Annotated in this window: 17 protein-coding genes and 1 pseudogene; 11 read left to right on the forward strand and 7 right to left on the reverse strand. The window is 70.9% G+C overall.

Annotated elements, in window-relative coordinates; translation table 11 throughout:
- Positions 1-45: 45 nt before the first annotated feature.
- The 4 genes from ACZ5ID_RS33110 to ACZ5ID_RS33125 are packed head-to-tail and all read left to right on the forward strand — an operon-like array spanning position 46 to position 4,256.
- On the forward strand, positions 46-1,302 hold the full coding sequence (locus tag ACZ5ID_RS33110; RefSeq protein WP_468905444.1) for a TfuA-like protein: 1,257 nt from the start codon (positions 46-48) through the stop codon (positions 1,300-1,302).
- Complete coding sequence (locus tag ACZ5ID_RS33115) at positions 1,299-2,441, forward strand: YcaO-like family protein (protein ID WP_468905446.1); 1,143 nt, start codon at positions 1,299-1,301, stop codon at positions 2,439-2,441. Before ACZ5ID_RS33110 ends, ACZ5ID_RS33115 begins: the two co-directional genes overlap by 4 nt.
- A complete protein-coding gene (locus tag ACZ5ID_RS33120; protein ID WP_468905448.1) occupies positions 2,438-3,211 on the forward strand; it encodes a class I SAM-dependent methyltransferase in 774 nt (257 codons plus the stop codon). The genes ACZ5ID_RS33115 and ACZ5ID_RS33120 overlap by 4 nt, the downstream gene beginning before the upstream one ends.
- A gap of 31 nt (positions 3,212-3,242) precedes the next feature.
- Complete coding sequence (locus ACZ5ID_RS33125; protein ID WP_468905450.1) at positions 3,243-4,256, forward strand: NAD(P)H-dependent glycerol-3-phosphate dehydrogenase; 1,014 nt, start codon at positions 3,243-3,245, stop codon at positions 4,254-4,256.
- 158 nt (positions 4,257-4,414) lie between these two features.
- Here ACZ5ID_RS33125 and ACZ5ID_RS33130 read toward each other — a convergent pair whose 3' ends face one another.
- Positions 4,415-4,852 (reverse strand): hypothetical protein, encoded by a 438-nt coding sequence (locus ACZ5ID_RS33130; protein WP_468905452.1) that lies wholly within the window; start codon positions 4,850-4,852, stop codon positions 4,415-4,417.
- Positions 4,853-5,116: 264 nt separating this feature from the next.
- Here ACZ5ID_RS33130 and ACZ5ID_RS33135 point away from each other — a divergent pair, with 264 nt between their 5' ends.
- Positions 5,117-5,374 carry a hypothetical protein gene (locus ACZ5ID_RS33135; RefSeq protein WP_468905455.1) on the forward strand — a complete coding sequence of 86 codons (258 nt, stop codon included), beginning with the start codon at positions 5,117-5,119 and terminating at the stop codon, positions 5,372-5,374.
- Between the two features lie 1,105 nt (positions 5,375-6,479).
- On the opposite strand, the gene ACZ5ID_RS33140 is transcribed toward ACZ5ID_RS33135, so the two are convergent.
- Both ACZ5ID_RS33140 and ACZ5ID_RS33145 read right to left on the reverse strand, forming a co-directional pair.
- Positions 6,480-6,698: a hypothetical protein gene (locus ACZ5ID_RS33140; RefSeq protein ID WP_468905457.1), complete on the reverse strand. Its 219-nt coding sequence runs from the start codon at positions 6,696-6,698 to the stop codon at positions 6,480-6,482.
- A gap of 609 nt (positions 6,699-7,307) precedes the next feature.
- Positions 7,308-8,309 (reverse strand): DNA polymerase Y family protein, encoded by a 1,002-nt coding sequence (locus ACZ5ID_RS33145; protein WP_468905459.1) that lies wholly within the window; start codon positions 8,307-8,309, stop codon positions 7,308-7,310.
- 595 nt (positions 8,310-8,904) lie between these two features.
- Between ACZ5ID_RS33145 and ACZ5ID_RS33150 the strand changes: the two genes are divergently transcribed.
- The 6 genes and pseudogenes from ACZ5ID_RS33150 to ACZ5ID_RS33175 all read left to right on the forward strand — a co-directional run bounded on the left by ACZ5ID_RS33150 (position 8,905) and on the right by ACZ5ID_RS33175 (position 16,667).
- Entirely contained in the window at positions 8,905-9,525 is a 621-nt protein-coding gene (locus tag ACZ5ID_RS33150) for a TnsA-like heteromeric transposase endonuclease subunit (protein ID WP_468905552.1), read from the forward strand.
- Positions 9,522-11,477 carry a transposase gene (locus tag ACZ5ID_RS33155; RefSeq protein WP_468905462.1) on the forward strand — a complete coding sequence of 652 codons (1,956 nt, stop codon included), beginning with the start codon at positions 9,522-9,524 and terminating at the stop codon, positions 11,475-11,477. Before ACZ5ID_RS33150 ends, ACZ5ID_RS33155 begins: the two co-directional genes overlap by 4 nt.
- 111 nt (positions 11,478-11,588) lie before the next feature.
- The gene (locus tag ACZ5ID_RS33160; RefSeq protein WP_468905465.1) at positions 11,589-12,764 is read left to right on the forward strand and encodes a TniB family NTP-binding protein; all 1,176 of its coding nucleotides are present in this window, start codon (positions 11,589-11,591) and stop codon (positions 12,762-12,764) included.
- On the forward strand, positions 12,761-14,542 hold the full coding sequence (locus ACZ5ID_RS33165; RefSeq protein ID WP_468905467.1) for a TniQ family protein: 1,782 nt from the start codon (positions 12,761-12,763) through the stop codon (positions 14,540-14,542). The genes ACZ5ID_RS33160 and ACZ5ID_RS33165 overlap by 4 nt, the downstream gene beginning before the upstream one ends.
- A 576-nt stretch (positions 14,543-15,118) precedes the next feature.
- Positions 15,119-15,469: a hypothetical protein gene (locus ACZ5ID_RS33170; RefSeq protein ID WP_468905469.1), complete on the forward strand. Its 351-nt coding sequence runs from the start codon at positions 15,119-15,121 to the stop codon at positions 15,467-15,469.
- Positions 15,470-15,670: 201 nt separating this feature from the next.
- Positions 15,671-16,667, forward strand: a pseudogene (locus ACZ5ID_RS33175) (ATP-binding protein).
- A 1,488-nt stretch (positions 16,668-18,155) separates the two neighbouring features.
- Here ACZ5ID_RS33175 and ACZ5ID_RS33180 read toward each other — a convergent pair.
- The 4 genes from ACZ5ID_RS33180 to ACZ5ID_RS33195 all read right to left on the reverse strand — a co-directional run bounded on the left by ACZ5ID_RS33180 (position 18,156) and on the right by ACZ5ID_RS33195 (position 21,968).
- Positions 18,156-18,326 (reverse strand): hypothetical protein, encoded by a 171-nt coding sequence (locus ACZ5ID_RS33180; RefSeq protein ID WP_468905472.1) that lies wholly within the window; start codon positions 18,324-18,326, stop codon positions 18,156-18,158.
- 918 nt (positions 18,327-19,244) lie between these two features.
- On the reverse strand, positions 19,245-20,186 hold the full coding sequence (locus ACZ5ID_RS33185; protein ID WP_468905474.1) for a DUF5988 family protein: 942 nt from the start codon (positions 20,184-20,186) through the stop codon (positions 19,245-19,247).
- A gap of 11 nt (positions 20,187-20,197) precedes the next feature.
- Complete coding sequence (locus ACZ5ID_RS33190) at positions 20,198-20,908, reverse strand: acyl carrier protein (protein ID WP_468905477.1); 711 nt, start codon at positions 20,906-20,908, stop codon at positions 20,198-20,200.
- Positions 20,883-21,968, reverse strand: a complete 1,086-nt coding sequence (locus ACZ5ID_RS33195; protein WP_468905479.1) for a beta-ketoacyl-ACP synthase 3 — start codon at positions 21,966-21,968, stop codon at positions 20,883-20,885. The genes ACZ5ID_RS33190 and ACZ5ID_RS33195 overlap by 26 nt, the downstream gene beginning before the upstream one ends.
- Between the last annotated feature and the right edge of the window lie 93 nt (positions 21,969-22,061).

Consider the following 22,061-nt stretch of genomic DNA (forward strand, 5'->3'; position numbering starts at 1 on the left):
GCCGGGACCAGGGTCCGGCACCGCACTCGTTGCCAAGGAGATGCAGTGATCCACGTCTACACCGGCCCCACACTGGCCAGCGGTACATCGGTGCTGTGCAGCCCGCGCGTGAGGGTCCACCCCCCGGCCATGCACGGTGACCTCTTCGATCCGGCGATCACCGAGGGCGACACCGTCGTGCTGATCGACGGCGTCTACCACCAGGCGCCCGCGCTGCGGCACAAAGAGATCCTGGCCGCCATGGCCCGGGGAATCCGCGTCTACGGTGCCGCGTCGATCGGGGCGCTGCGGGCAGTGGAGCTCGCCCCGTACGGCATGACCGGCATCGGACGGGTCTATCACTCCTACGCTAGCGGAGAAGTGGCGGGGGATGACGAAGTGGCCGTAGGTCAGCACCCTGACGGCGCATATGGGCGGCTGACGTGGCCACTGGTCAATCTGCGCGAGGTCCTGCGGCATGCGGTCGCCGGCGAAGTCCTGGACGTGCACCAGGCAGAGGAACTCCTGGGGGAGTGGGGCGCCTTCTACTATCCTCAGCGCACCCTCGACGCTGTCCGTTCGGTCTGCCGGCGTCTGGGGACGCGCGCGTTCGAGCGGTGGCTGATGGCGCGGCTCGCCGCCGATGAGCACTTCGGCGATGTGAAGCGCGCCGATGCCATCGAGGCTGTCACCGTGGCCTGCGCGTCCGCACCGCCACAGTCCCGCGCTGTGTCGGCCGGCTGCTGGGACACGGTCTACTACCGGCGATGGGCTTGCTTGTTCACGCCTACGTCGACGCAGGAGGGGGTGCTGCCAGCCGGCCTGCGTCTGTCCTACCAGAGGCTGTTCGACCCCGATTTCCCCACGGTGTGGCGGGCATGGCTCGAGCACCTTTCCCGTCACCCTCATCCGGCAGCGGCCGATGACGCCATGCCGCTGGCGAGCCGCGTGCGCCGCGCAGCGCCGAACGCCGCCGCCGTCCCGGCCCACCTCATCCTCCGGCCCGAGCCGGACCTGCACGATCCGGCCACCAAGTCTTGCCTGCTCATGCGGGAGACGCCCACGGACCGGGCGGCGATCGCCCGCTACCTCGATGCCAACGAAGCCGCGCGCACCCAGCGGGGGCACTGCTGCGAGGCGATCAGCGCCGAGGCGGCCCGCCACACGCTGCTGCGCCTGTGGAAGACCTCCCCGGATGCCGTGGCTGGGCATGCTGCCGCCTGTGGTTACCGCACCCCCCAACGGGCGCTGGATGAGCTGAAGGTGTTCATGACCGGGCTCCTGCTGGACCAGAACCGCCTGTCCGAGGCGGTAGCCCGGTGAACGCGCCCGTTGTGCGCCTGGATGGCACCGTGCGGGCCCGCAGCCCCCAGGACACCTGGAACACCCTGCAGCCCCTTCTGTCGGACTTCGGGATCACCCGGGTCGCCCGGCTGACCGGCCTCGACTGCCTGGGGTGGCCGGTGTGGACGGCGATCAGGCCCGCGGCACAGACGCTCACCGCCACGCAAGGCAAGGGCGCCACCGACCTGCTGGCGAAGATCTCCGCCGTGATGGAGAGCATCGAGTTGTGGCACGCCGAGCAGCCATCGCACATCGCCTGCACCGCAGCGGCCGCCGATCTCGACCTGCCCTACCCTCTGGGCGCCCTCCCGCTCCACCGGCACCATCCAGGTCTGGCAGCGGTAAAGCTCGACTGGGTGGCGTGCACCGGAGCCCTGAGCGGCAGGCCCGCCCTCCTGCCGGCTGGTCTCATCCATCGCAGCGCGGCACGCCGCTTGTGGGAACCGGACCTGTGGCACACCACCAGCACGGGACTCGCCTGCGGCAACAGCCACGCCGAAGCGGTCCTGCACGCCCTGCTCGAAGTGATCGAACGCGACGTACTTGCTGCAGATGACCCACGCCACGCAGCCAGCCGCCTTCCCCTTCACCCCGCCACCGTCGAGGACCGCTACTGCCGACAGCTCCTCGACTCCCTGTACCAGGCGGGCATGGAAGTGGAGATCAGCGCAGTCGAAAACGCCTACGGCCTGCCGGTATGCCTGGCCCTCGTATGGAGCGAAGACTTCCCGCTCTGGTTCGCCGGCTCCGGCTGCCACCCCGCCCCGCCCATCGCCCTGTCCCGGGCGCTCACCGAAGCGATGCAGTCCCGACTGACCTGCATCGCCGGGACCCGCGACGATCTCCCCTCCCAGGAAGAGGTCTTCACCGCGGCTCCGCAACGCAGACCTGTGCCCGCGCCCGGTCCGCGGCTTGAGTGGAGCACGGTGATGCGCGACATGGTTCCGCCGGGCGGCGACTTCGCCCAGCAGGTAGCGGATGTGGCGGGGCGGGTGGAGAAAGTCACCGGCTACGAACCGCTCGTGGTCGACCTCGCCGACGCCGCATCTCCGATCGCCGCGGTGAAGGTGATCTGCCCCGGCACCCGCTCCCGGACCACCCGGGCGGTACCCCGGTGACGGCCGAACAGTACCTGCGGGAAGGCTTCGACGCATTCCACCTGGCCCGCTCCCAGACCCGGCTGGTCTCCCGCCTGTACGGGCAGGCCATGGGCGATGACCGCCCGGCCGGGCTGGGCACCTACAGCTCCTGCGACCGCACGCTGCTCACCACGCTGGCCAAGCGGCTGGAGCTCCACCGCGGGCAGCTCCTGCTGGATGCCGGATGCGGTAGCGGCGGCGTCGGCCTGTGGCTCGCCCGCACCCTGGAGACCCGGCTGTACGGCATCGACATCTCACCCGTCGCCACCCATCTCGCCGCCCGCCGCGCCCGCCTCCTCCTCACCCCCGGCCACGCCACCTTCTACACAGCCCCCCTGTCACGCCTGCCTTTCCCCGACCGGCATGTGCACGGCATCATCTGCGTGGACGTCCTCTCCTTCGCCCCCGACCGCCTCGCGGCGCTCCGCGAACTGCACCGTGTCCTGCGGCCGGAAGGCCGGGTCGTCATCACCCGGGCCATACGCCACGACACCCCCGCATCCGAGATCGAGCAGCCGGTGCGGGACGCCGGATTCGAGCTGGAGCACCTCGACGAGCGCCCCGAAGAACCCGCCGCCTGGGGCCGCCTCTACCGGTTATGGATAGCCCACGAACCCGAACTGCGCCGCGTCCTCGGTGACACACAAGCCGGCCGGATGCTCGCCGAGGCCGAACGGATGCTGCCCCGGCTCTCCGAGCGTCGCGCCCTGGCACTCACCCTGCGCCGCCCCGCCGCACAGGGCCGATAGGCTCCAGCCATCGAAGAAGGGAAGATCTGCCATGAGGTTCGCGGTGCTGTCCGCCGGATCGTGGGGCACCACGTACGCCGCCGTCCTGGCCCACGCCGGCAACGACGTGCTCATCCACGCCCGACGGCCCGAAATCGCCGAAGCGATCAACACCCGCCACGAGAACCCCGCCTACCTCCCCGGCATCCCCCTGCCTGAAAGCCTGCGGGCCACCACCGACCCAGCCCGGGCCCTCGCGCACGCGGACGCAGCGGTCATCTCCATCCCCGCCCAGTCCCTGCGCACCAACCTCACAGCCTGGACCCCGCACCTTGACCAGCGCACCGCTGTGGTCAGCCTGATGAAGGGAATCGAGACCGACACCGGACTGCGGATGAGCGAGGTCATCCAGGAAACAGCCGGCCTCCCGGCCGAGCGGATCGCCGTGCTCTCCGGCCCGAACCTGGCCCGTGAGATCGCTGCGAAGCAGCCCGCCGCCTCCGTCATCGCCAGCACCAACGAAGACCTCGCCCGCGCCCTCCAGACCGCCAGCGCCACCCCGTACTTCCGGCCCTACACCAACGCCGACGTCGTCGGCTGCGAACTCGGCGGCGCGGTCAAGAACGTCATCGCCCTCGCCACCGGCCTTGCCACCGGACTGGGACTCGGCGACAACGCCACCGCACTCCTCATGACCCGCGGCCTCGCCGAAACCGCCCGCCTCGGCACCGTCCTGGGCGCCGAACCCCTCACCTTCGCGGGCCTCGCCGGAGTCGGCGACCTCGTCGCCACCTGCGCCTCGCCCCTCTCGCGCAACCGCACCTTCGGTACCCACCTCGGCCAGGGCATGACGGTGGCTGAAGCAACGAAGGCGACATCGCAGACCGCAGAAGGCGTGAAGTCCGCCGCAGCCCTGCTGTCCCTCGCCCGCCGCCACCAGGTCGACATGCCGATCACCGACGTCGTCGTCCAGGTCATCGACGGCCGGCTCACCGCCAAGGGGGCCGCTGAACAGCTCATGTCCCGCACCCCTAAGCCGGAGGTCTACGCGGCAGCCACACCCTGACCGCTGAGCGCCGCCGCTCCAGCACTCCGCGAGGCCAGGGCGGGGGAGGGCACATCGGGGATGCGTCGTTGGACGCGACCACCCTGCTCCATGGTTCGTTTGCCCGGGGCTCAGGCACGAGAGCGGTCTGCCCCGTCACACGAGCCATCGGACAGTGCCTAGACCAGTGGCGAAGCCGCGAAGGAGTAGCTGTACACGCCCTTCCCATCGTTGTTCCAGTTCAGGAACAGGGTTGCGTCGCCCAGGCCCGGCCCGCTGACCCGGTGAGTGAGGGCGGGTGTGGTGTACGAGCCGCTGCCGCGCTCTACCCGCTCATGCAGATCGAATTCGCGTGACGAGACGATGGGATCCGTGCCACGGACGGAGCGCTTGATCTCCGTCTGGAGGCCGACGGAATCGAACGTATTGACCTGGTGCGCCGCGTAGGGAGCCTGCCACCGCAGGGAGGAGTACGCGGTGACGGTGTTCCGGCTGCGCCGGGCGCAAATCGTCACGGTGAACGTGAAGTTGTCGGGCCAGGGCCCGGAATACTGCGGCATGTCCAGCGTCTTTGAACTCGTTGTGCACCGGTAGCCCCCGCGGGCCGGTGCTGCCACGCCGGCTCCTTGCACCAGTGTCGTGGCCAGGAGCGTTGCTGCCGTCAGAGAGATGAATCGCCGCATGAGCGGATCAACGCCACGAGCACGGGGGCACGTTACGGCCCATGCTGAAAGATCACCCGCCAGGTAACCGCCTGACGCGACCTTGTCGATTTCACGCGGCTCGTTTCCAGTCCGGATGGACCGGGACTGTCAGACCCTGCCCGTAGCGTCGTGAAGGTGGGCCTGGAGCGGCCGGGCCTCTGCGCACGGGAGCAGCCCATGGGTGAGATCAACATCGGCAGCACGGACCTGGACCGGCTGCTGACGGACAGCGCCAGCTCCTACGGAGCTTCCTACCAGCAGATATTCATCCAGCTGGCTGCCTCACACCGCGGCCGACCCGCCGCCGACATCCTTCCGCTCCTGCACTGGGCGGCGGACCAGGCCCTGCTGGGGTTCACACACGACGACCTGATCGAGCAGGCCGAAGCGATCAGCGCCGGCAGGCAGTACGTCCTGCGCATTACGGTCACCTGATCGAGAAGATAGCGTCAGGGCCCTGGCTGATGCGGGCGGCTGGTCAGAAGGCCGCCGAGAGCGGTGTCGCCCCGAGGGAGACGAGGGCGGCGCGGCCGCCCTGCCCCCTCAGGCGCGGTGCGTACGACGGAGGGCGTCAGCGAGCTGGTCGCGGCTCATGCGGGAGAGTCCCTTGACACCGGCCTTGGCCGTCTTGTCGTAGAGCTCGGTCTTCGTCAGCGACTGGAGCGACTCAGTCTTGGAGGTGCTGGCGCGTTTCTTCGCAGCGGGGCTTCTTACGGCAGGCGGGCGTCGCGGAGGTGCTGGTTTTCTGACGTGCGTCCTTGGGGGAGTGGGCCTGCTGCGTGAGTGCCGACTCCTGGTGACGTCAGCCCTGTGGAGTCCTCGAAGGGCGGTTCATCATCCTCCGAGAGCGAGGACCTCGTGCCGCGGCGTCACGTAGCTGCGGTCCGTGTCGCCCCCTGTTCCCGTCCTGGTGGAGGGTTGGCTTGTGTCTGAACCCGTAGTCCCCGGGGTGACTTTCGGCGCGCTGCGCCGTTGTCGATTTGATCAAGTCGGGCGGACGCGGGTCCGCCCGTGCCTTGCGACACCCATGGAGGACAGATGATCGCCCCTACGGCCGCTTTGCGGACTGCGGTACGCGCAACAACAGTCGTCACATTCACCGCAGGACTTCTCATCGCGGGCGTCGTCAGTGCCCAAGCTGTCGCCCCTGTACCAACCGGCACGGACGCGCCTTCGGGCCTGCTCGGGCAGGTCACCCCTATCCTGGGGGGCCTCCTCAGCGGCGGTGGCATCTCCACCCTGCTGCCCGCCGGCATCCTCGGCGGCTGAGTGCCTGCTTCGGGATCCTCCGGGCGGGCGGGCTCGGTAGCCTGCTTGCAGGTGGGCAGGAGGCAGTGGCCGGGTGGCGGTGGTGCGAGCCACCGCCACGTCTGGCCCAAGGTCATCACGATGCCCGCCCCCCCTTGCCCCTAGAGCCCCACTCCCCTCATGGCTGCCGTTCGCGGAGCGGTCACCGCCCCGTTCCGCGAACGCCTTCCCAAAGCGCTCTCTTCGGGCAATGGTGGCTCGACCTGTCGATTCAAGGTGCAGGCAGAGGCACTTACTCCGGATGGCTGACCTCGCGGCCGCGTGTCCACGTCTTGCGTACTCGTTCGTTGCCTTCGCTGGTCTCGATGAGGCTGATCACGGCGTCGGGGTCGGATCCGTACAGCCTGACCCATTGCGTGTACCGGGCCAGGGCGGGCTCCGGGACGGTCCACTCGCCTTCCGTGGCCGGACCGGCCGCCCTGAACTGCAGCCGCACCACGTGCCTCGTCACGCTCCGCTCCTTGCCTTGGTGTTCGTTTCTCAGAGTTCCTGCTGCGCGGCCGGTCGTAGGGTCTGCGCGGTGTTGCGGCCTCCTGGTGGCAGCGCCTCCTGCTCAGAACTCGCCCTGCAGCCGGTATCGCTCCCGGCCGCAGTTCTGGCCGGTGCGGGCGGTGTGCGCGAAGGCCAGGAATGCTCTGGCGCCGCTGTGGAAGTCGACGCCGACGCCGGGGTGCTGCGCGGGGGTTCGGCCGGTGTAGCCGTAGACGCGGGCGATCTCCGCGTGCTGGCTGTTGGTGAGATCGCGACGAGATAGTCCTCGGCGGCACGCGCGGTGATCTTTCGGTCCTGGTATAGGGCAGGGACCGGCACTGTGGGGAGGACTTGTCCGGTGACGGGGATGTCGGCGTCGTCCATGCGGGCGCCGGGGGCCAGAGCGCACGTGATCATGACCCACAGGCGGCTGCCCGACGTCATGGTGACAACGATGCCGTACGGAGGGGCGTCGGCGTCTGCCCACGGTTCGGCACGGGCGATGTCGGCGGCTTGGGGCAGGACGCCGAGACAGAGCTGACGGACGCGGGCGGGACGCATAGGGCTGAAGTTCCTTACCGAGGGACCGTTAGGCGGGCGGGGTGGCGAGGGTGGCGGGGCGGATGATGTGGGCCCCGAGGCGGGCACGGGCGGCGTCGGCGGCCTTCTCGATCCGGCGGGTCTTGTCGTCGGTGGGATCGAGGTGCAGCTGATGGTGCGCCTGTTCGGCCGGGCACAGGCCCTGGACGCGCAGGGAGATCTCCTTGACCCTGGCCCTTTGCAGGCCAAGCGACGCATACAGCTGGTGGCAGGCGCGGGTGAGGTCACTGCTGTGGGCGGTCGGTTCGGGCGGGGTGCGGCTGCGGGTGGTGGTGGAGGCATCGGCGTAGCGCACGGTGACCGCTACCGCCCGGCACGCCTCGCTTCGTTGGCGTAGCCGCAGGCCGATGACGTCGGCCAGGCCGGTCAGGGCCCGGCGGTGCTCATCAGGGTCGAGCTCGTCGTGAGGGAAGCGGTGGGTGGCGGCGGTGGAGCGGGTTAGTGCGGTGCGGGTGACGGGGCGCGGGTCGTGGCCCTGGGAGCGGGTCTGGAGTTCGCGTGCGGTGGTGGTGCCCAGCAGCCGGGCCAGGGTCGCGGAGCGTGTGGCGGCGAGATGCCCGATGGTGGTGATGCCGAACTGCGCCAGCGTCCTGGCGGTGGCCGCTCCCGCCCCGGGGAGGGCGGCCACGGGGCGGGGAGCGAGGAAGGCGGTGACGGCGTCGGGCGGGATGACCGTGATGCGGTCGGGCAAGGTCTCGGCTGCGGCCATGGCGGCGATCATCGGGCTGGGGCCGGCACCCACGGTGGTGTGGACGCCGTACAGCGCCATCGCGCGCAGCCGCAGGAGCTGGCCGATGCCGTGCGGGTCCTGACCGAAGTAGCCGAGCGCACCGGTCAGGTCGAGGTCGACGGTGTCGGGAGGCACGGGCTGGTAGCGCGGCGTGAACTGCTCCACCAGTGGTAGCAGCCGGTCGAACAGGTCGCCGTCGCTGTGGTCGAGGTGGAAGCGGATGCGCATCACGCACCGCTGGCGGGTGCTGGCTGTGGTCATGGCGTTCACCCCGCACTCCCTTGGTTCTCCAGATGCCTCAGAGTGTCTCGTTTTCCTGCTGCGGGCGGGTTCGTCGCCATGGGTCGCGAGACGCACGCCGTTCGCAGCAGCATGACCATCCGCCTCTCAGCACTTCGAGGGCTGCCGATGCACCTCCGAGATCAATATATCGAACATAAATCGAACATCGCGAGGTGAGTGAGAACTGCCCTTGCCGTTCGAGCTGTGACTGAGTACTGAATCTGTCCAATGAGCACTGAACCTGTCGTGCTGTGCACTCAAGTTGGCGGGAAGGCCAGTCCTCGCGGAGGCTGATCTGGGCTGATTCGTTGTCGCCCTTTACAACTCGCCATGGGCGTGGTGCGTTGGTCTGGTGGACAGCTGGCTGCGCGTTGGACCTTCCGAGTCCGGAGCTGTGTGGTCACACCTGGCCGGGCTGCACGACCTCGTGGTCCCGTGCGCGATCGCGCCGGGGGTCGAGGACGAGGTCGCCGCCGCATCACTGCGGAGCTGGAGAGTGGCGTGGTCGGCGGCTGGCACCGAGGTCGTCGTTCCCGTACTGGTGCATGCTGCGGGGCCTCCGCCGACGGGGCTGGTGCCGGTTCGGCGGTTCTCCTGGCGTCCGGGCCAGCGGCATCGGCCCGGCTTGGGATACAGCGCCTCTACCGGCTGCTTGAACGGGTTCGAAAGCCTGGCGGAGCGGCGGCTTCTTCTCGTGCTGGATTTCATGCCGGGGAGCAGGGAAGTGCTGTCGCAACCCTTCACGCTGCGGTTCACGGTGGCCGGCTGCCGGGTGGAGCATGTCCCGGACTTCGCGGTGCTCCGCGATGACGGGTTGCTGGTGGTGGACGTGCGGCCTGGCGGCCGCGGGGACCGGACGGACGCGGTGAAGTTCGCGGCGACCGCCCGGGCGGCCTCGGCCGCCGGGTGGTCCTATGTCCTGGTGGCCGGCTGGCGTCCGCGGTTGGTGGAGGTGGTGGAAGCGCTGGCCGCCCGCCGTCGTCCGATGAAGGACCCGCTGAGGTTGCAGGACCGGCTGATGGACCTGGCGAAGGCAGCGCCGGTCCGGCTGGGGCACCTCGCGTCGATGACCGGGATGCCGGCGATAGCCCGTGCCTATCTGCTGCATCTGCTGTGGAGTCGTCGCCTTGCCATCGACCTCGATCACGGACTGAGCGACGGCTCCTGGGTCCACGTCGCCGGGGGCGGGCGGTGACCGGGCAGCGGCTCGGGCTGGAGGATCTGCCCGAAGGCGAGCGCGAGAGGCTTCGGCTGCGTCTGGAGCACCTGCTGGAGGTGGAGACCGGCTTTCGCAGCGGCAGCGGGTACTGGGCCCGGCCGGATGAGCCGCGTCCCGCTTACGACCCGGCGACGACGACTCTGATGGAGCGGCGCCGTGCGAAGGCTGTCGAGCTGAGCTCGTTGAACAGGGACGAAGCCCGGCATCTGGGCTGGTCGGGAGTAGGCGTGCGCACTCTGGGCCGGATGGCGGCCGCCTACCGCGAGCGGGGGCCGGCCGGATTGGTCGACGGGCGTCGGGATGGCTCTCCGCGTGGCCGGCGGTCGCTTTGCCCCGAGGTGGAGGAGGCGATCCGGGCGGTGCACGAGCAGTGCCTGCGCCGGTCCCGGATCAGCATGGCTACACGGGAGCGGTTGATTCACCAATACGTGCGGGAGGTGTTCCCGGGCAGGGAGGTGCGGGTGCCGCACCGGACGACGCTGGCACGGGTGTGGCGGGAGTGGTTCGGTGCGGGCGGGGCCCGGCAGCGCTACGTACGCTCCGCCGCCGCTACCCCGGCCCCGGCGGGGGCGCCGGTGATTGTGTCGCGGCCGGGGCAGGTGGTGGTGCTGGACTCGACCCCGTTGCCGGTGAAGGTCCTCGACGACGTTTTCGGCACTCCGGTCACGGTGCATCTGACGATCGCGCTGGATGCGTACACGCACTCGATCGTCGCGTTCCGGCTGACGCCGGTGGCGGAGTCAGCGGTCGAGGTGGCGATGCTGCTGCGGGACGTGCTCTCGCCACTGCCGATGCGCCCGGGCTGGGGCGAGAGCATGGTGTGGCCGTACCCGGGGGTGCCGGCCACGCTGGTGGCGGAGTTGGCGGGCGGGCCGGTGGCCGGGCTGCCGTTCTTCCCGCCGGAGGCGATCACCGTCGACCACGGGGCGGCGTTCAAGAACCACCACCTGGTCCAGGTCGCCCGCACGCTCGGCGTGGACTTGCTGCCGGCCCGGGCGATGCGGCCCACCGACAAGGCGGCGTGCGAGCGGGCCTTCGCCGCCATCCAGTCCCTGCTGCTGGAGCTCGTGCCGGGCTGGCGCGGCATCGATGTCGCCGACCGCGGCGCCGATCCAGAGGGAGACGCGGCGTGGACGGTGGCGGAGATGGAGCACCTGCTGGCCTCGTGGATCGTCGCGGTGTGGCAGAACCGGCGCCTGGACCAGCACGCTCCTGCCTGGGATCCCTCCGGCCGGCACAGCCCCAACACCCTGTTCGCCGCTGCTGCGGCGAGAGACGGCATCGCGGTCGAGATCCCGCCGCCGGAGCTGTATTACGAGCTGCTGCCGGTGCACTTCGTGAAGGTCGATGTCCGGCGCGGGGTGAAGGTCGGCGGCCTGTGGTACGGGGCCCACAGTCCGGCGCTCGACCCCTGCAAAGGCGTTCCCGCTCCTCGCGGTGGGCGGCACGGGGGGAAGTGGGCGGTGCGCCGGGACCCGAGGGACTGCCGCCAGGTGTTCATCGAACTCGACGGCGCCTGGCATGCGCTGGCGTGGAACGGGCTGCCGCCCCAGGGCACGGTGCCCGCGTTCGGGGATGGCCGGATCAGCGAGGTCCTCAAAGCGGCCGCCCGGAGCGGGCTGCGGCCGCGTACGGACGCCGAGTTGCTGCCGGTGCTGTTGGATCTGCTGGCCGAGGTCACCCCGGTAGAGGGCTGGCCCGGACGCCCCGAGGCGCGCAAGAGGGCCGCCGCCCGGGCCCGCGAACTCGCCCGCGCCAGGGCCGCAGCCGCCGCCGCCCCGAAGACCGGCCGCCGCAGACGCCCGCGCAGCGGCCCGCACCGGCACGGGAGGTGGCGGACGCCATCAGCGCCGACCGCACCCGGCGCCGTCAGGCCGCCACCGGCGGGGCGCGGCCCGCTCCCGCGCCCGTGCTCGGCGAGGCACTGACAGCGCGCACCCTCTACCCGGTGGCCCGGCCTACGCACGAAGGAGATCCGGACGAGGTACTGGAACCGGCCGAGGGTGACGAGGGCTGAGGGAGTCGGGAGGCAGCGCGCGATGACGGGTGATGTGCGGCGCGACTCGGTTGCGGGGTGGGAGCAGTGGCGGCTGTCGAGGCATGCCTTCGAGCCGGCGCCGCGCGTCTCGGCGAGGAAGTGGCGGGCCATGCCGGCGGCCGCGAAGGCCGCCTGGGACCTGGCCAGGGCGGCGACGCATGCGAACCTGCCGTTGCTGGCCACGCCGATGAGCCAGAGCGTGGACCGGCTGCTGTCGGCGCGGATTAGGCAGAACGCGTTCAAGGCCCGCCCGGCCACCAGGGCGGGGGTGATGGTGTCTGGCGGCGGATACCAGGGCAAGACCGAGACCGTATGCGAGATCGCCGCGGCCTTCGAGGACTCCTGGCGTGAACTGCACCGCACCCATCCCGACGCGGTGCCCGGCAGCCGCGACCTGTGGGCGCCCGTCGCCTACGTGCAGACCCCCGTGACGGCGAAGCCGAAGAGCACCTGCAAGGCCATCCTCGACTTCTACGGGGCCTGCACCAAGCGGATGGACCTGCCCGAGATGGTCCGCCAGGTCGCCGAGTCTCTCGGTGATCACGGCACGAAGGTCCTGGTCCTGGACGACATCACCCGTCTGCGGATGCACCGCGCCGATGACCAGGACACCCTCGACCTGATCCGCGCCTTCATGTCCATGCACGTCACCCTCGTCCTGGTCGGTGTGGACATCGAAGGCTCCGGACTCATGGGGGAGGGCCGCTCCACCGCCCCTACAAGCGAGCGCCGTCGGCCGGTCCACGGCTGGGAGCCCACCCAGACCGAGCGCCGCTTCGACCTCGTCCACCTCGACCGGTTCCGCTACGACACCCCCGGCCAGATCACCGCCTGGACCTCCCACCTCGCCGGCATCGAAGACCATCTGCGGCTCCTCAAGGCCCGCCCGGGCATGCTCACCGAACACACCATGCCCGAGTACCTCTACGCACGGACCGACGGTGTCGTCGGGCTGCTGGAACGCCTCATCGAGGACGGCTGCTCACAGGCCATCGCCACCGGCACCGAACGCCTCACCCCATCCCTCCTCGACAGCCTCGCCCTCACCCTCACCGGGGATACCGGCCGCGACTCCCGCTCCGGGGAAATCCCACCCGTCCCCACCCGTCCCCGCCGACGTCGCAACAGTGCATTCGACGACCACGGCCCCGGCCCTGCCGCCCAGGAGACGGCATGAACCTCCCGTTGCCCCGCAGCCTCGCCCCGGTACCGGGCGAACTCCTGCCCGGCTACCTGCTGCGTCTGTCACACCGTCTCGGCATCGCGCCGCTGGACCTTGCTGAGCGCCTCGACCTGGTCCACGGAGTACGGCGTACCGCCCTTTCACCGCGCCACATGATCCGCCTCAACCCCGACCAGGCCGCGAGCCTCGCCCGCTCCTGCCGCCTCACCCCGGCCGAAGTGCAGGGGCTGACCCTGGCCGGGCAGGCCCCCGGCTACAGCCCGCTGCACCCCGTCTACCGCGCAGAGCCCCACAACCTGCCTGCCCTGGCCAACGACGGGTGGGTGTTCACCGCGTTCAGCCGCTGTTGCCCCCAGTGCCTGGCCGACCCACCCGCCGACGCATGCCCGCAGGCCGTGATCTGGCCCGGCACATGGCGCCTGTCGCACACCTTTCTCTGCCCCCGCCACCGGCGCTTTTTGGAGGTGCGCTGCCCGTCATGCGGCGTGCCCGCCCTTGCCGGCGGCCACCGGCAGGACGACGACCGTACCCCCACGACTCTCGTGGCCCAGCCCGCTCTGCGCCTGCATCCCGCCCAGTGCCGCAACACCGGCAACGCAACCACCACGGCCCCCTGCGGGCACCGCCTGGACAGCACCGCTCCCATAGTCCCGGGCGACCGCCCCGGCCCTCAGCTTCTCGCCCTGCACCACCGGCTGGCTGCGGCCGCCGCCGTCGCGCCCGGCAACGGCGAGGCTCCCAACCGCCTCTTCACCGATCTGCGCCTGGTGTTCCTGCTCATGTCCCTGACGTGGCCTGCCGCCGTCGAGCACGTCACCGGCCCCGGCCTCATCGACCAGGTCGGGAGCCACATCACGGCCGAACCGCGGCCCTGGCGCAGCGTCGATGCCCAGCCCGCCGACCCCCGCCAGGCCGCCGCCTTCTACACCCTCGCCCTCCAACTCCTCGACCGCCCCGACGCGGCGGACCTCCTCACCCATCTGCTGCGTACGCTGCCGCGTCAGACGCTGATCCTCTACCGGGCCCGGCTGCACCGGATCGCCCGCCAGGCCAACCCGCACCTGCACCAGGCTCTCGGCCCCCTGCTCCAGAGCGACTGGGGGCGCAGCCCCCGCTTCCTTCCGCCCGACCCTCCCGTCCCCCAGTTCCGCTCGCACCATGTGCCCCAGCGGCTGCCTGAGGCCTGGACTGTGCCCCTCAGTGAACTCGACGGACCCCGGCGCGAACTCACCCGCGAGGCCGCCATACGCCTCGTGCAGATGACCGCGCCCCACCTCGCCTACAGCCAGGCAGCCCAATACCTGGGCGTGCTCCCCGCCAGCGCATGGTTCGCCTCACGCAACACCGTGCGCCGCTGGGAGAAACAGCCCGGACACGCCAACGCCTTCGTGCAAGCCCTCAGCCGCATCCCCCAGATCGCCGCCGCGGCGGGCCCGCTCATCGACTACCACCACCGCCGGCTTGCCCTGGCCGGCCATTCCATCCCCCACGGGGACTGGCCGGCTCTGGGTATCGCCGCCCACACCAGCGCGCGCCTCGATCAACTGGCGGCTTCCGCCTTCGTCTGGGCCCACGCCACCCAGTCCGAAATGTGCCGCGCCCCCTGCCTGCGCACCACAGGAGGCCCTCTGCTGCGCCCGTGGCCAGGAACCCTTTGGGTGCGCGAATTCCACCGCGGCGGGGACACCCCAGCTGTGCGGCGGCTCATTTCCTACGCCGCACGCATAGCCGCGCGCGTCGACGAGGCAGCACCGCCCGCTTCATCACCCTGACAGGCGGCGAGTGGGGTCTTCACTGTGGCTGAACCGCAAGCCGCCGCCAGATCGGCGTCTCTCCGTGGCCGGACGGCGTGCCACCCCTGTGCCGGCAAGCCGCGCTGTGTCCTGTGAGGCGAGATGCGGATCAGGGACGAAAAGGCGAACGCGCTTGCTGGGCCGGGGCGATGTAGCTGGTCCAAGCCCTCCCGTCGTACCAGCGGTTCGGCGCCGGGCGGCGGCGCACGGTACGCGTCCGGGCGGTGACGGCGCCACGGCCCTGGGCTGCCGGGGTGGGCGCGGGGGTCGGCAACATGCGCTGGCCTGCCAGGTCAGGGTGTCGCCGGTCTGCTCGGCGAGCACGTCGCGCGCTGCCCAGGTCAACAGCGGCGCGGCCGGCGCGGCTGCGCAGGCGGCTCAGGTCTGGTCGTCGCGCGCAGCGGACGGTGTCAACGGCATGCTGGAGGCGTGTGGTTCCGGCCATCGGGGTGTTGTTTTTGGCCTGTCTCCGGCCGGAGGGGTCGCCTGTCCGGGTGACCGTGTCATCGACCCGCAGGCGTCGGGGCACGGTGCCATAAGGAGGTGGGCCAGGACATGACGGTGTGGGTGACGCAGACGCATCAAGACCTCCATGACCCGCAGTGCGCGCATCTGTACGCCCTGCACCGTTTTCCCGATCTCCCGGCAGCCGCTGTCCGCTTCTCCTGGACCGCGGGGCAGGAGAAGCGGGTTGCGGAGGCGGGCCTGGTGTACTGCGTGGACGGCGTCGACCACATCATCACCTGTCGTCCGCGGCCCCCCGCGGAAGCGATCCGCCGTGCGCACCGCCCCTGGACCCTCCACCTCCACCACACCGATGGCCACGAGGCCGTCCAGACCTTCCCCGGGGCCGTCACCACAGGCCGGCTGGCTTCCTTCGTCACCCGCTTCGAGAAGGTCTCCTAGCCTGCCCGGCAACCCCGGGGCCGGCATCCGCCGTCCCCTGGCACGCGTCGTGTGCGGGCCGGGGAGGGCTGTCGAGCTCGCCACCGGTTGCCGCCTGACGAGGCGCCCCCGGCGGAGCGAGCCGTACGGGCAGTTGGAGGGCGGCTCGTGTCCGCGCCCGGTGGCCCGCTTTCTGGGTTGAGAGCGGACAGCTCAAGAGCGATGGCCCGATCGCAAGGCTGGGACCCGGCCAAAGTCGTGAAGATCCTGCTGGAAGAAGAGATCAAGGGCCGGGACGAGGCGACCCGCCGCAACCATCGCCCGCAGGCACAACTTCCGTCCGGGAAGACCTTCGATTCCTGGCGTGAGGCCGACTCCTCGATCCCGGCCCCGACTCAGCGGGCCCTGATGACGCTGGAATGGATCGGCTGCGCGGAGAACTTGGCCGGCGCGGGGCCCTCCGGACGAGGAGGAGCCACCTGGCGAAGGCGCTGGCGAACAAGGCGATCGACGAGGGCATGAAGGTCTGCTGGGTCACCCTCGGATCGCTCACCGCCCGCCTCGGACGGGCGACCGTCGACAACACCGTCTCCAAGGCCGTCGCGAAGATCGCCAGATGCGAGCTCATCGTCGTCGACGACATCGGCATGCTGCCGCCGAAGCGTTCTACCGCGTCATCGACGCTGCCTACGAACGCGGGTCCGTGATCGTCACCTCGAACCTGCACCCCTCAGGATTCGATTCGATCATGTCCAAGACGCCGGCCACCGCCGCCGTCGACGGCCTTCTTCACCATGGCCACATCGTTTTGACCGAGGGCTCCAGCCTTCGGCTCACCCAGGCCACCACCGGTCAGGTCGTCGTCCCTTTGAACCCCGCCGGAGGAACCCGGCCACGGGCCCACGGCAACGTTCCCCCGCCCCTGTGGACCACCGGGCCTCGCGGCACGATGACGGGCATCGGGCTCCTGCAACTGAGTGCACCACATGCAACCATCCGCCTCATGCACGGGCGAGTCGAGCCAGTACGCCCCCGACAGGAGGGGACGGGGTCCAGGGAGCGGTTGCCGGCCGCCAGGAAATTCCATAGCCGTCCCAACGACCCCGCACCGAACCAGCAACGGGACAGTCAACGCAGCCCGTCAAGGCGACACACACCCCCGGGGGACGGAAAGCCATTCCGGACAGGGAGGCCAGATGCTTGCCCGCAAGGATCTTGAGTTGTCAGTTCACCCGGATGTCCCACTGCCGGTGGACACCTATTTCGCCCCAAGGGCCCAAGAGCTTCGTCTGGGCCCGCGCCAGGTACCTGCCCGGGCGCACGAACTGCTGGGTCCTCGAGGGCCTGGACGGTCATCATGCTCAGGGGCCGCCGTGTCATCCGGCCGACCGCGCTCACCGGCAGGGCCCCCACGCCGGCCCCGGGGCACCAGCGGCTCACGCGGCGCGCATCAGGGCCACGTCCGAAACAGCCAACCGTCCCGGCCCCTTCCTTGTCTGACGTGCCGTCACAGCACAATTGGGTTGCGATGCCCTCAGCGGCATGTCCCACCCCACACCAGCGCCGTTGGCCATGCATGGACAGGAACGACGACGGCGCCGTGAGGCCCTCCTGGAGCGCTGAGGTGGCGAGCGTCTACTGGCTGGATGGGTACGGACGCGGGGCAGATGACGGCCGTGTCGGGCAGGACGGCACGCCCGCACCGGCACCGGCCAGCTGGATGCGGGCCTTCATACTCGCTTTCGCCGTCCTGACCATTGCTGTTGCCGCGGCTGCGGCGGTATTCACGCCGCGGTGAGCGAGCAGGCGCGGTTCACCCGGCCGCTCCTGGCATCGTGACGGGCCTCGCGCAAGGCCGACAACCCGGGCAGATCAGCCTCCCGTACGAACTCCTGCGGCACGGGGACGAAACCGTGTCGCGACCCCTGGTCCACAGGCCGGACGATCTCCGTTGGGGCTGTGCGGCGCTCTGAAGGCGGGGCGTTCGCCCGCACCCTCTTGGTCCGGTGACGGCCGCCCCCCTTTTCGTCCTGGTATCCCGCCACTCGGCAGACTCGGGACTGTACCTGTGAGCAGGCAGCCGCCGTCGTCCTTCCTGGTGTGTGCAGGCCACCGGCAAGCGCGTGTCAGCGCGGTGAGGGCGCAGCGGCGTGCCCCAGGGGCGGGGCCCCGTGGGGAGAGGCCGTCGGCACGGCTGTGTGATCGTCACTGCTGCGGGTGGCGGTGGTGGGGAGTTGGGTCTCGGGCGGGGAGGGCGGGGCCGGGGGCTGACAGGAGGAGGAGAGCGTCGGCGTGGGGCTGGTCAGGCATTCGGCCGGTGCGGGTGATTGCCAGGGGAGAGCGGTGGGGCAGGCGGGCGCGATGATCGACGGGGTCGGGGGGAGCGGCGGGTGGGTGTGGCTGGGTGTGGCGGTAGGGCTGGGTTCGGTGGGCTGGGGTGTGGGGGCGGGGGCTGCGCTGTGGGAAGGCGTGGTGGTGGGGGCGGGGGCCGTTGTTGTCACTGTGGCGGGCAGCTTCGCCGGCTGGGCCGGGCCGGGGGTGAGGGTGAACGCCGGATTCGGCGGGGTGATGTGGATGTCGGCCCTCACGGCGGTGCAGGCTGCGCCTGTACCTGCGATCAGGGCGCAGGCAGCAGCGATGAGGAGCAGGGTCCGCATGTAGATCGCCTCTTTTCGGTGGGGTCACCGGGCTTGAGGGGTGGTCGGGTTCAGGAGGTGCTGAGGGTCTGGATGAACTGTTTGAGGCCGGTGAAGAACTGTTGGATGCCGTGGACGATGTCGAGGAAGGTGTGGGCGGTGGGGACGGGGGCGATGGCGATCAGGAACAGCAGGATGATGAGGACGAGCCAGAAGAGCGGTCCGCGCGGCGCACTGAGCACGGTGGTGTCTCCCTCCTACAGGGATCGGGCGCAGGCAGGTGCGTCGAGGGCGCCGGCGTTGTGTCAGGCGGGGGTGAGGAGCGCGAGCCGCCCAGCGAGCGGCCCGCTGTCCGGACAGGAGTGACGGGGCCGGCGGGCCGTCGGCTGCGCAGACCGCGGGTGGGGAGAAGCGGACGGGGCCGCGCGGATGCGTGGTGCGGCATGCGGGGCCGGTGAGGTTCCTCCTGCGCAGTTTCCGCCGTGCTGGTGAAGGCTTGCAGGGTGCGTGTCGCCCGCCGTACGCCGACGCCCTGGGGGAAGTTCCCGCGGGAAGGGTGCGGTAGAGCTCGGCGGCGGTGGGAGAGCCGGGTTCCAGGTCGCCTCAGGGATGACCGGGGGGTCTTGTGCTGAGCAGGTACGTCGATGTTTTCGGCCGGGGTGGCCGCGAGGGTGTCGTACAGGTGCGCCATATCAGGTGACCTCCGTGGTCGTGGTGCCTGCGGCGCAGCGTGGCGGTAGCCGCGGCGGGCGGCGAGGCCCGGCGGTCGGCGACGGCGTCGAGGACCCGCTGGCGGGCCTGGCGCCTGGCGACGGCCCCAGGATCGCGGCTCGTGCCGCCGGGCGGCACTGTCACGCCGGATGAACTCGCAGGGGTGCTGTGTCGATGTCATCTCGTCTCCCCCTCCCCTGGCGTTGGCGTTGGCGGGGCGCGGGCCAGGCCGTGGACGGTGACGTTGATGGGGGCTTGCTGTGCCGGGTGCTGCTCGTGGATCACTGCCGGGAGCAGGCCGGACGGCGGGTCCGTGTGCCGGGGCCTGGCTCGCGGTGACGACGGGTCTGTTTGCCAGGCAGGCGGGTGGAGCCACCGAAGACCCGGCAGTGGTGCGGGAGCGGTCGGTGGGAAGGCCGGTTGTCAACGGCGTGGGGCAGGCCGGGGGCCTACTCGGCGATGCGCGTGCGATACGACCAGCGGTAGACGGCACAGTGCAGGCCGTCGTGTTCGGTCATTTCCCCGGTGACGACGAAGTGTTCACGGCCTCCGTACCAGGTGACGGTCACTTTGTCGGTGGGCACCGTGAGGGGGTGGAGCCGGTAGGCGGCAGGGAGTTCGTCGGGGCCTTCCACCAGGAGGGCATGGGTCAGAGGGGACATTCTTCCTCCTGGTACTGCTGGCGGTTGCTGGTGACAGGGAGTGGTGTCCCGTACGCGGGGGTGTGGCGTGGCGGGGCGGTGGGGCCGGGACTGGTCCCCGCTGATGTCGCCTGCGGGGGGTGTGTCGAGCAGGAGGCGGGCGATGGCTGCGCAAGTCGTGGCGGGGTGAGCGGTGATGTGGACGGGTCGCAGCTGCGGATGGCGAAGGGTCAGGGTGCGCAGGAGGCGGGTGAGGTCTGCTTGCTCGGTGCAGGCGATGGTGTCGGTTCCGGCGGCGGTGCGGGCCAGGATGTAGAGGCGGGTTTGCCGGCCGGGCAGGCGGCGGGCGAGGCGGGCCAGCCAGCGGACGGTGGACCGGGCGGTGTTGGCGTGCGCCGGGCCGGGGCGGGACGGGGGCGGGGGCGGGAGGATGGCTACGACGTGGCGTGCGCCGGTGAGGCGGTGGATGAGGGCGGCGCCGCCCATGATGGTGCAGCGTTGGCCCAGGCGTTCCAGTTCCCGGCCCAGCTGGGCCGGCAGGCAGTCCGCGTCGGTGGAGTGGGCGCTGGTGAGCAGCAGCCAGGTGTCGGCCGGGGGGAGGGGTGTGGGGGTGTCGGCGGGCGGCTGGGACCGCCGACGCCCTGTTGCGGTGGGTTTGGGGCGCTGGGTTCGGGGGCGGCTGCGGTGGCTGCGGCCCCGCCGGGCGGTGGCGCTGCCGCGCGGGGTGCTCAGGCGGCTACGCGTGATCATGTGGGCCTCTCTTACCGGGGTGTTGTGGCGTCAAGCTGTGGGTGCGGGTGTGAGGGGGCTGGCCGGTGAGCTGGTGGAGCAGGTAGCCCGCCAGGGCGGCGGCGGTGGGGTTGGTCCACGGCACGGTGTGGGGAAGGTGCGGTGCAGGTCGCGTGGGAGCCGGTCGCGTACGTCCGCGGCGCGCAGGGAGCCCGGGCCGGGGGGGGGGAAGTGAGGTGTCGGCGTCGCAGCGCCCCTTGGCGAGGGCCAGCTCGGGCCCCGGCGTACGCCGGCGTCTGGCGACAGGTCCCTTCCGGGAGGAAGAGTGCGTGGAGGATGGTGCGGTCGTGGTTCGCCCGGCTGGCGGAGCCGGTTTCTTCGAGAGGCGGCAGGGAGTACTTGGGCCGGGCTGACGGGCCGGTGAGGGTGGGCTCGGGTGGATGCTCGCCTCGCCTCGTGTGTGGCGGGCGGGGGGTGGTGAGGGTTATCGCAGTGCCTCCACTGTGCTGGCGATGTCCTGGAGGATGCGTTCGGCCTGCCACTGGTCGGCGCCGAGGGGAGATGGTGAAGCGTTCTTGGAGGGCGAGGAAGAACTCGGCGACGGCGAGGGAGTCCAGTTGCAGGTCGGCCAGTGACGTGTCGGGAGTGGTCTGCTGCGAGGAAATCCCGAACTTCTCGGTGAGCAGGGTGAGGAGCGTGTCATAGACGGGTGACATGTCAGGTGCCTTCTGCGGCGGGGGCATCGCGGGTGCTGTGCGGTTGCGGAGGCAGGGTGTGGGGTGTGAGGTCGGGCCAGGTCAGGGTGAGCGAGCCCCAGGCCAGTCCGGCTCCGAATGCGGTCAGCAGGGTGCGGGCGCCGGGGCGCAGCACGCCGAGTCGGGCGGCGGTGCACATGGCCAGCGGGATGGAGGCGGCAGCGGTGTTGGCGAACTCGCGGACGTTGCCGTAGCGGCGGGAGGGGGCGATGCCCAGGCGGTCGGCGACGGCGTCGGGGACCCGCTGGTCGGCCTGGTGCCCGATGAAGACCTCGATACTGCTCGCGGGCCAGCCGGCCCGGGCCAGCACGGCGCGGGAGGACTGTGTCATGCGGGCTATGGCGTGGGCGTAGATGGGGGCGCCGTGCATCCGGAGGTAGAGCTGGTGGGGCGGGGGCGGGGGCGGGGACGGGTCGGTGGCGTAGGGCTGGCGGGAGCCGCCTGCGGCGATGGCGATGAGGTCGCTGCCGCTTCCGTCGGCGCCGAGGTCGACTGCCGTGATCGCGCCCGGCTCGTCGGCGGCGCCCCGGCGCAGGCATACCGCGCCGGCGCCGTCGCCGCACAGGGGCGCGGCGTCCCGCATCGCGGGATCGATGAGGCGCGAGTAGGTCTCCGCCGCGATGACCAGCGGGCGCGCGTACAGACCCGCCAGCAGCATGCCGCTGGCCACGGCCGTGGCGTAGACGAAGCCGGAACAGACAGCCGCGACGTCGAAAGCGGGCACGTCTGTCAGGCCGAGGCGGTGGGCGACTTCGGGCGCGGTGGCCGGGCACCGCCGGTCCGGCGTGGTGGTAGCGAGGATGACGAAGTCGGGCGCCCACCCGGCAGCACACTGCAGGGCAGCTTCGCCTGCGGCAACCGCCAGATCACCGGTACAGATATCCGGGCCGGCCTGACGCCGCTGGGTGCGGGCGCGGGTGCGGGCGCGGATCCACTCATCGGTGTCGTCCAGGGCTGCGCGGCGTGCAACCTCCTGCCTGGAGAGAGCCTGGGGAGGAAGACAGGAGCCCAGGCCGCAGATCACGGCAGCGGGACGGGGAATGCTCACCTCGTCCTCCCTTCTGGGGGCCGCACACGGACAGGCTGGTACGGGGGCGCCGGCCGGGTTCGCCGGCGGGCGCCAGGGGTGCTGCGCGCCGCC

The sequence above is a fragment of the Streptomyces sp. NPDC031670 genome (assembly GCF_055580545.1).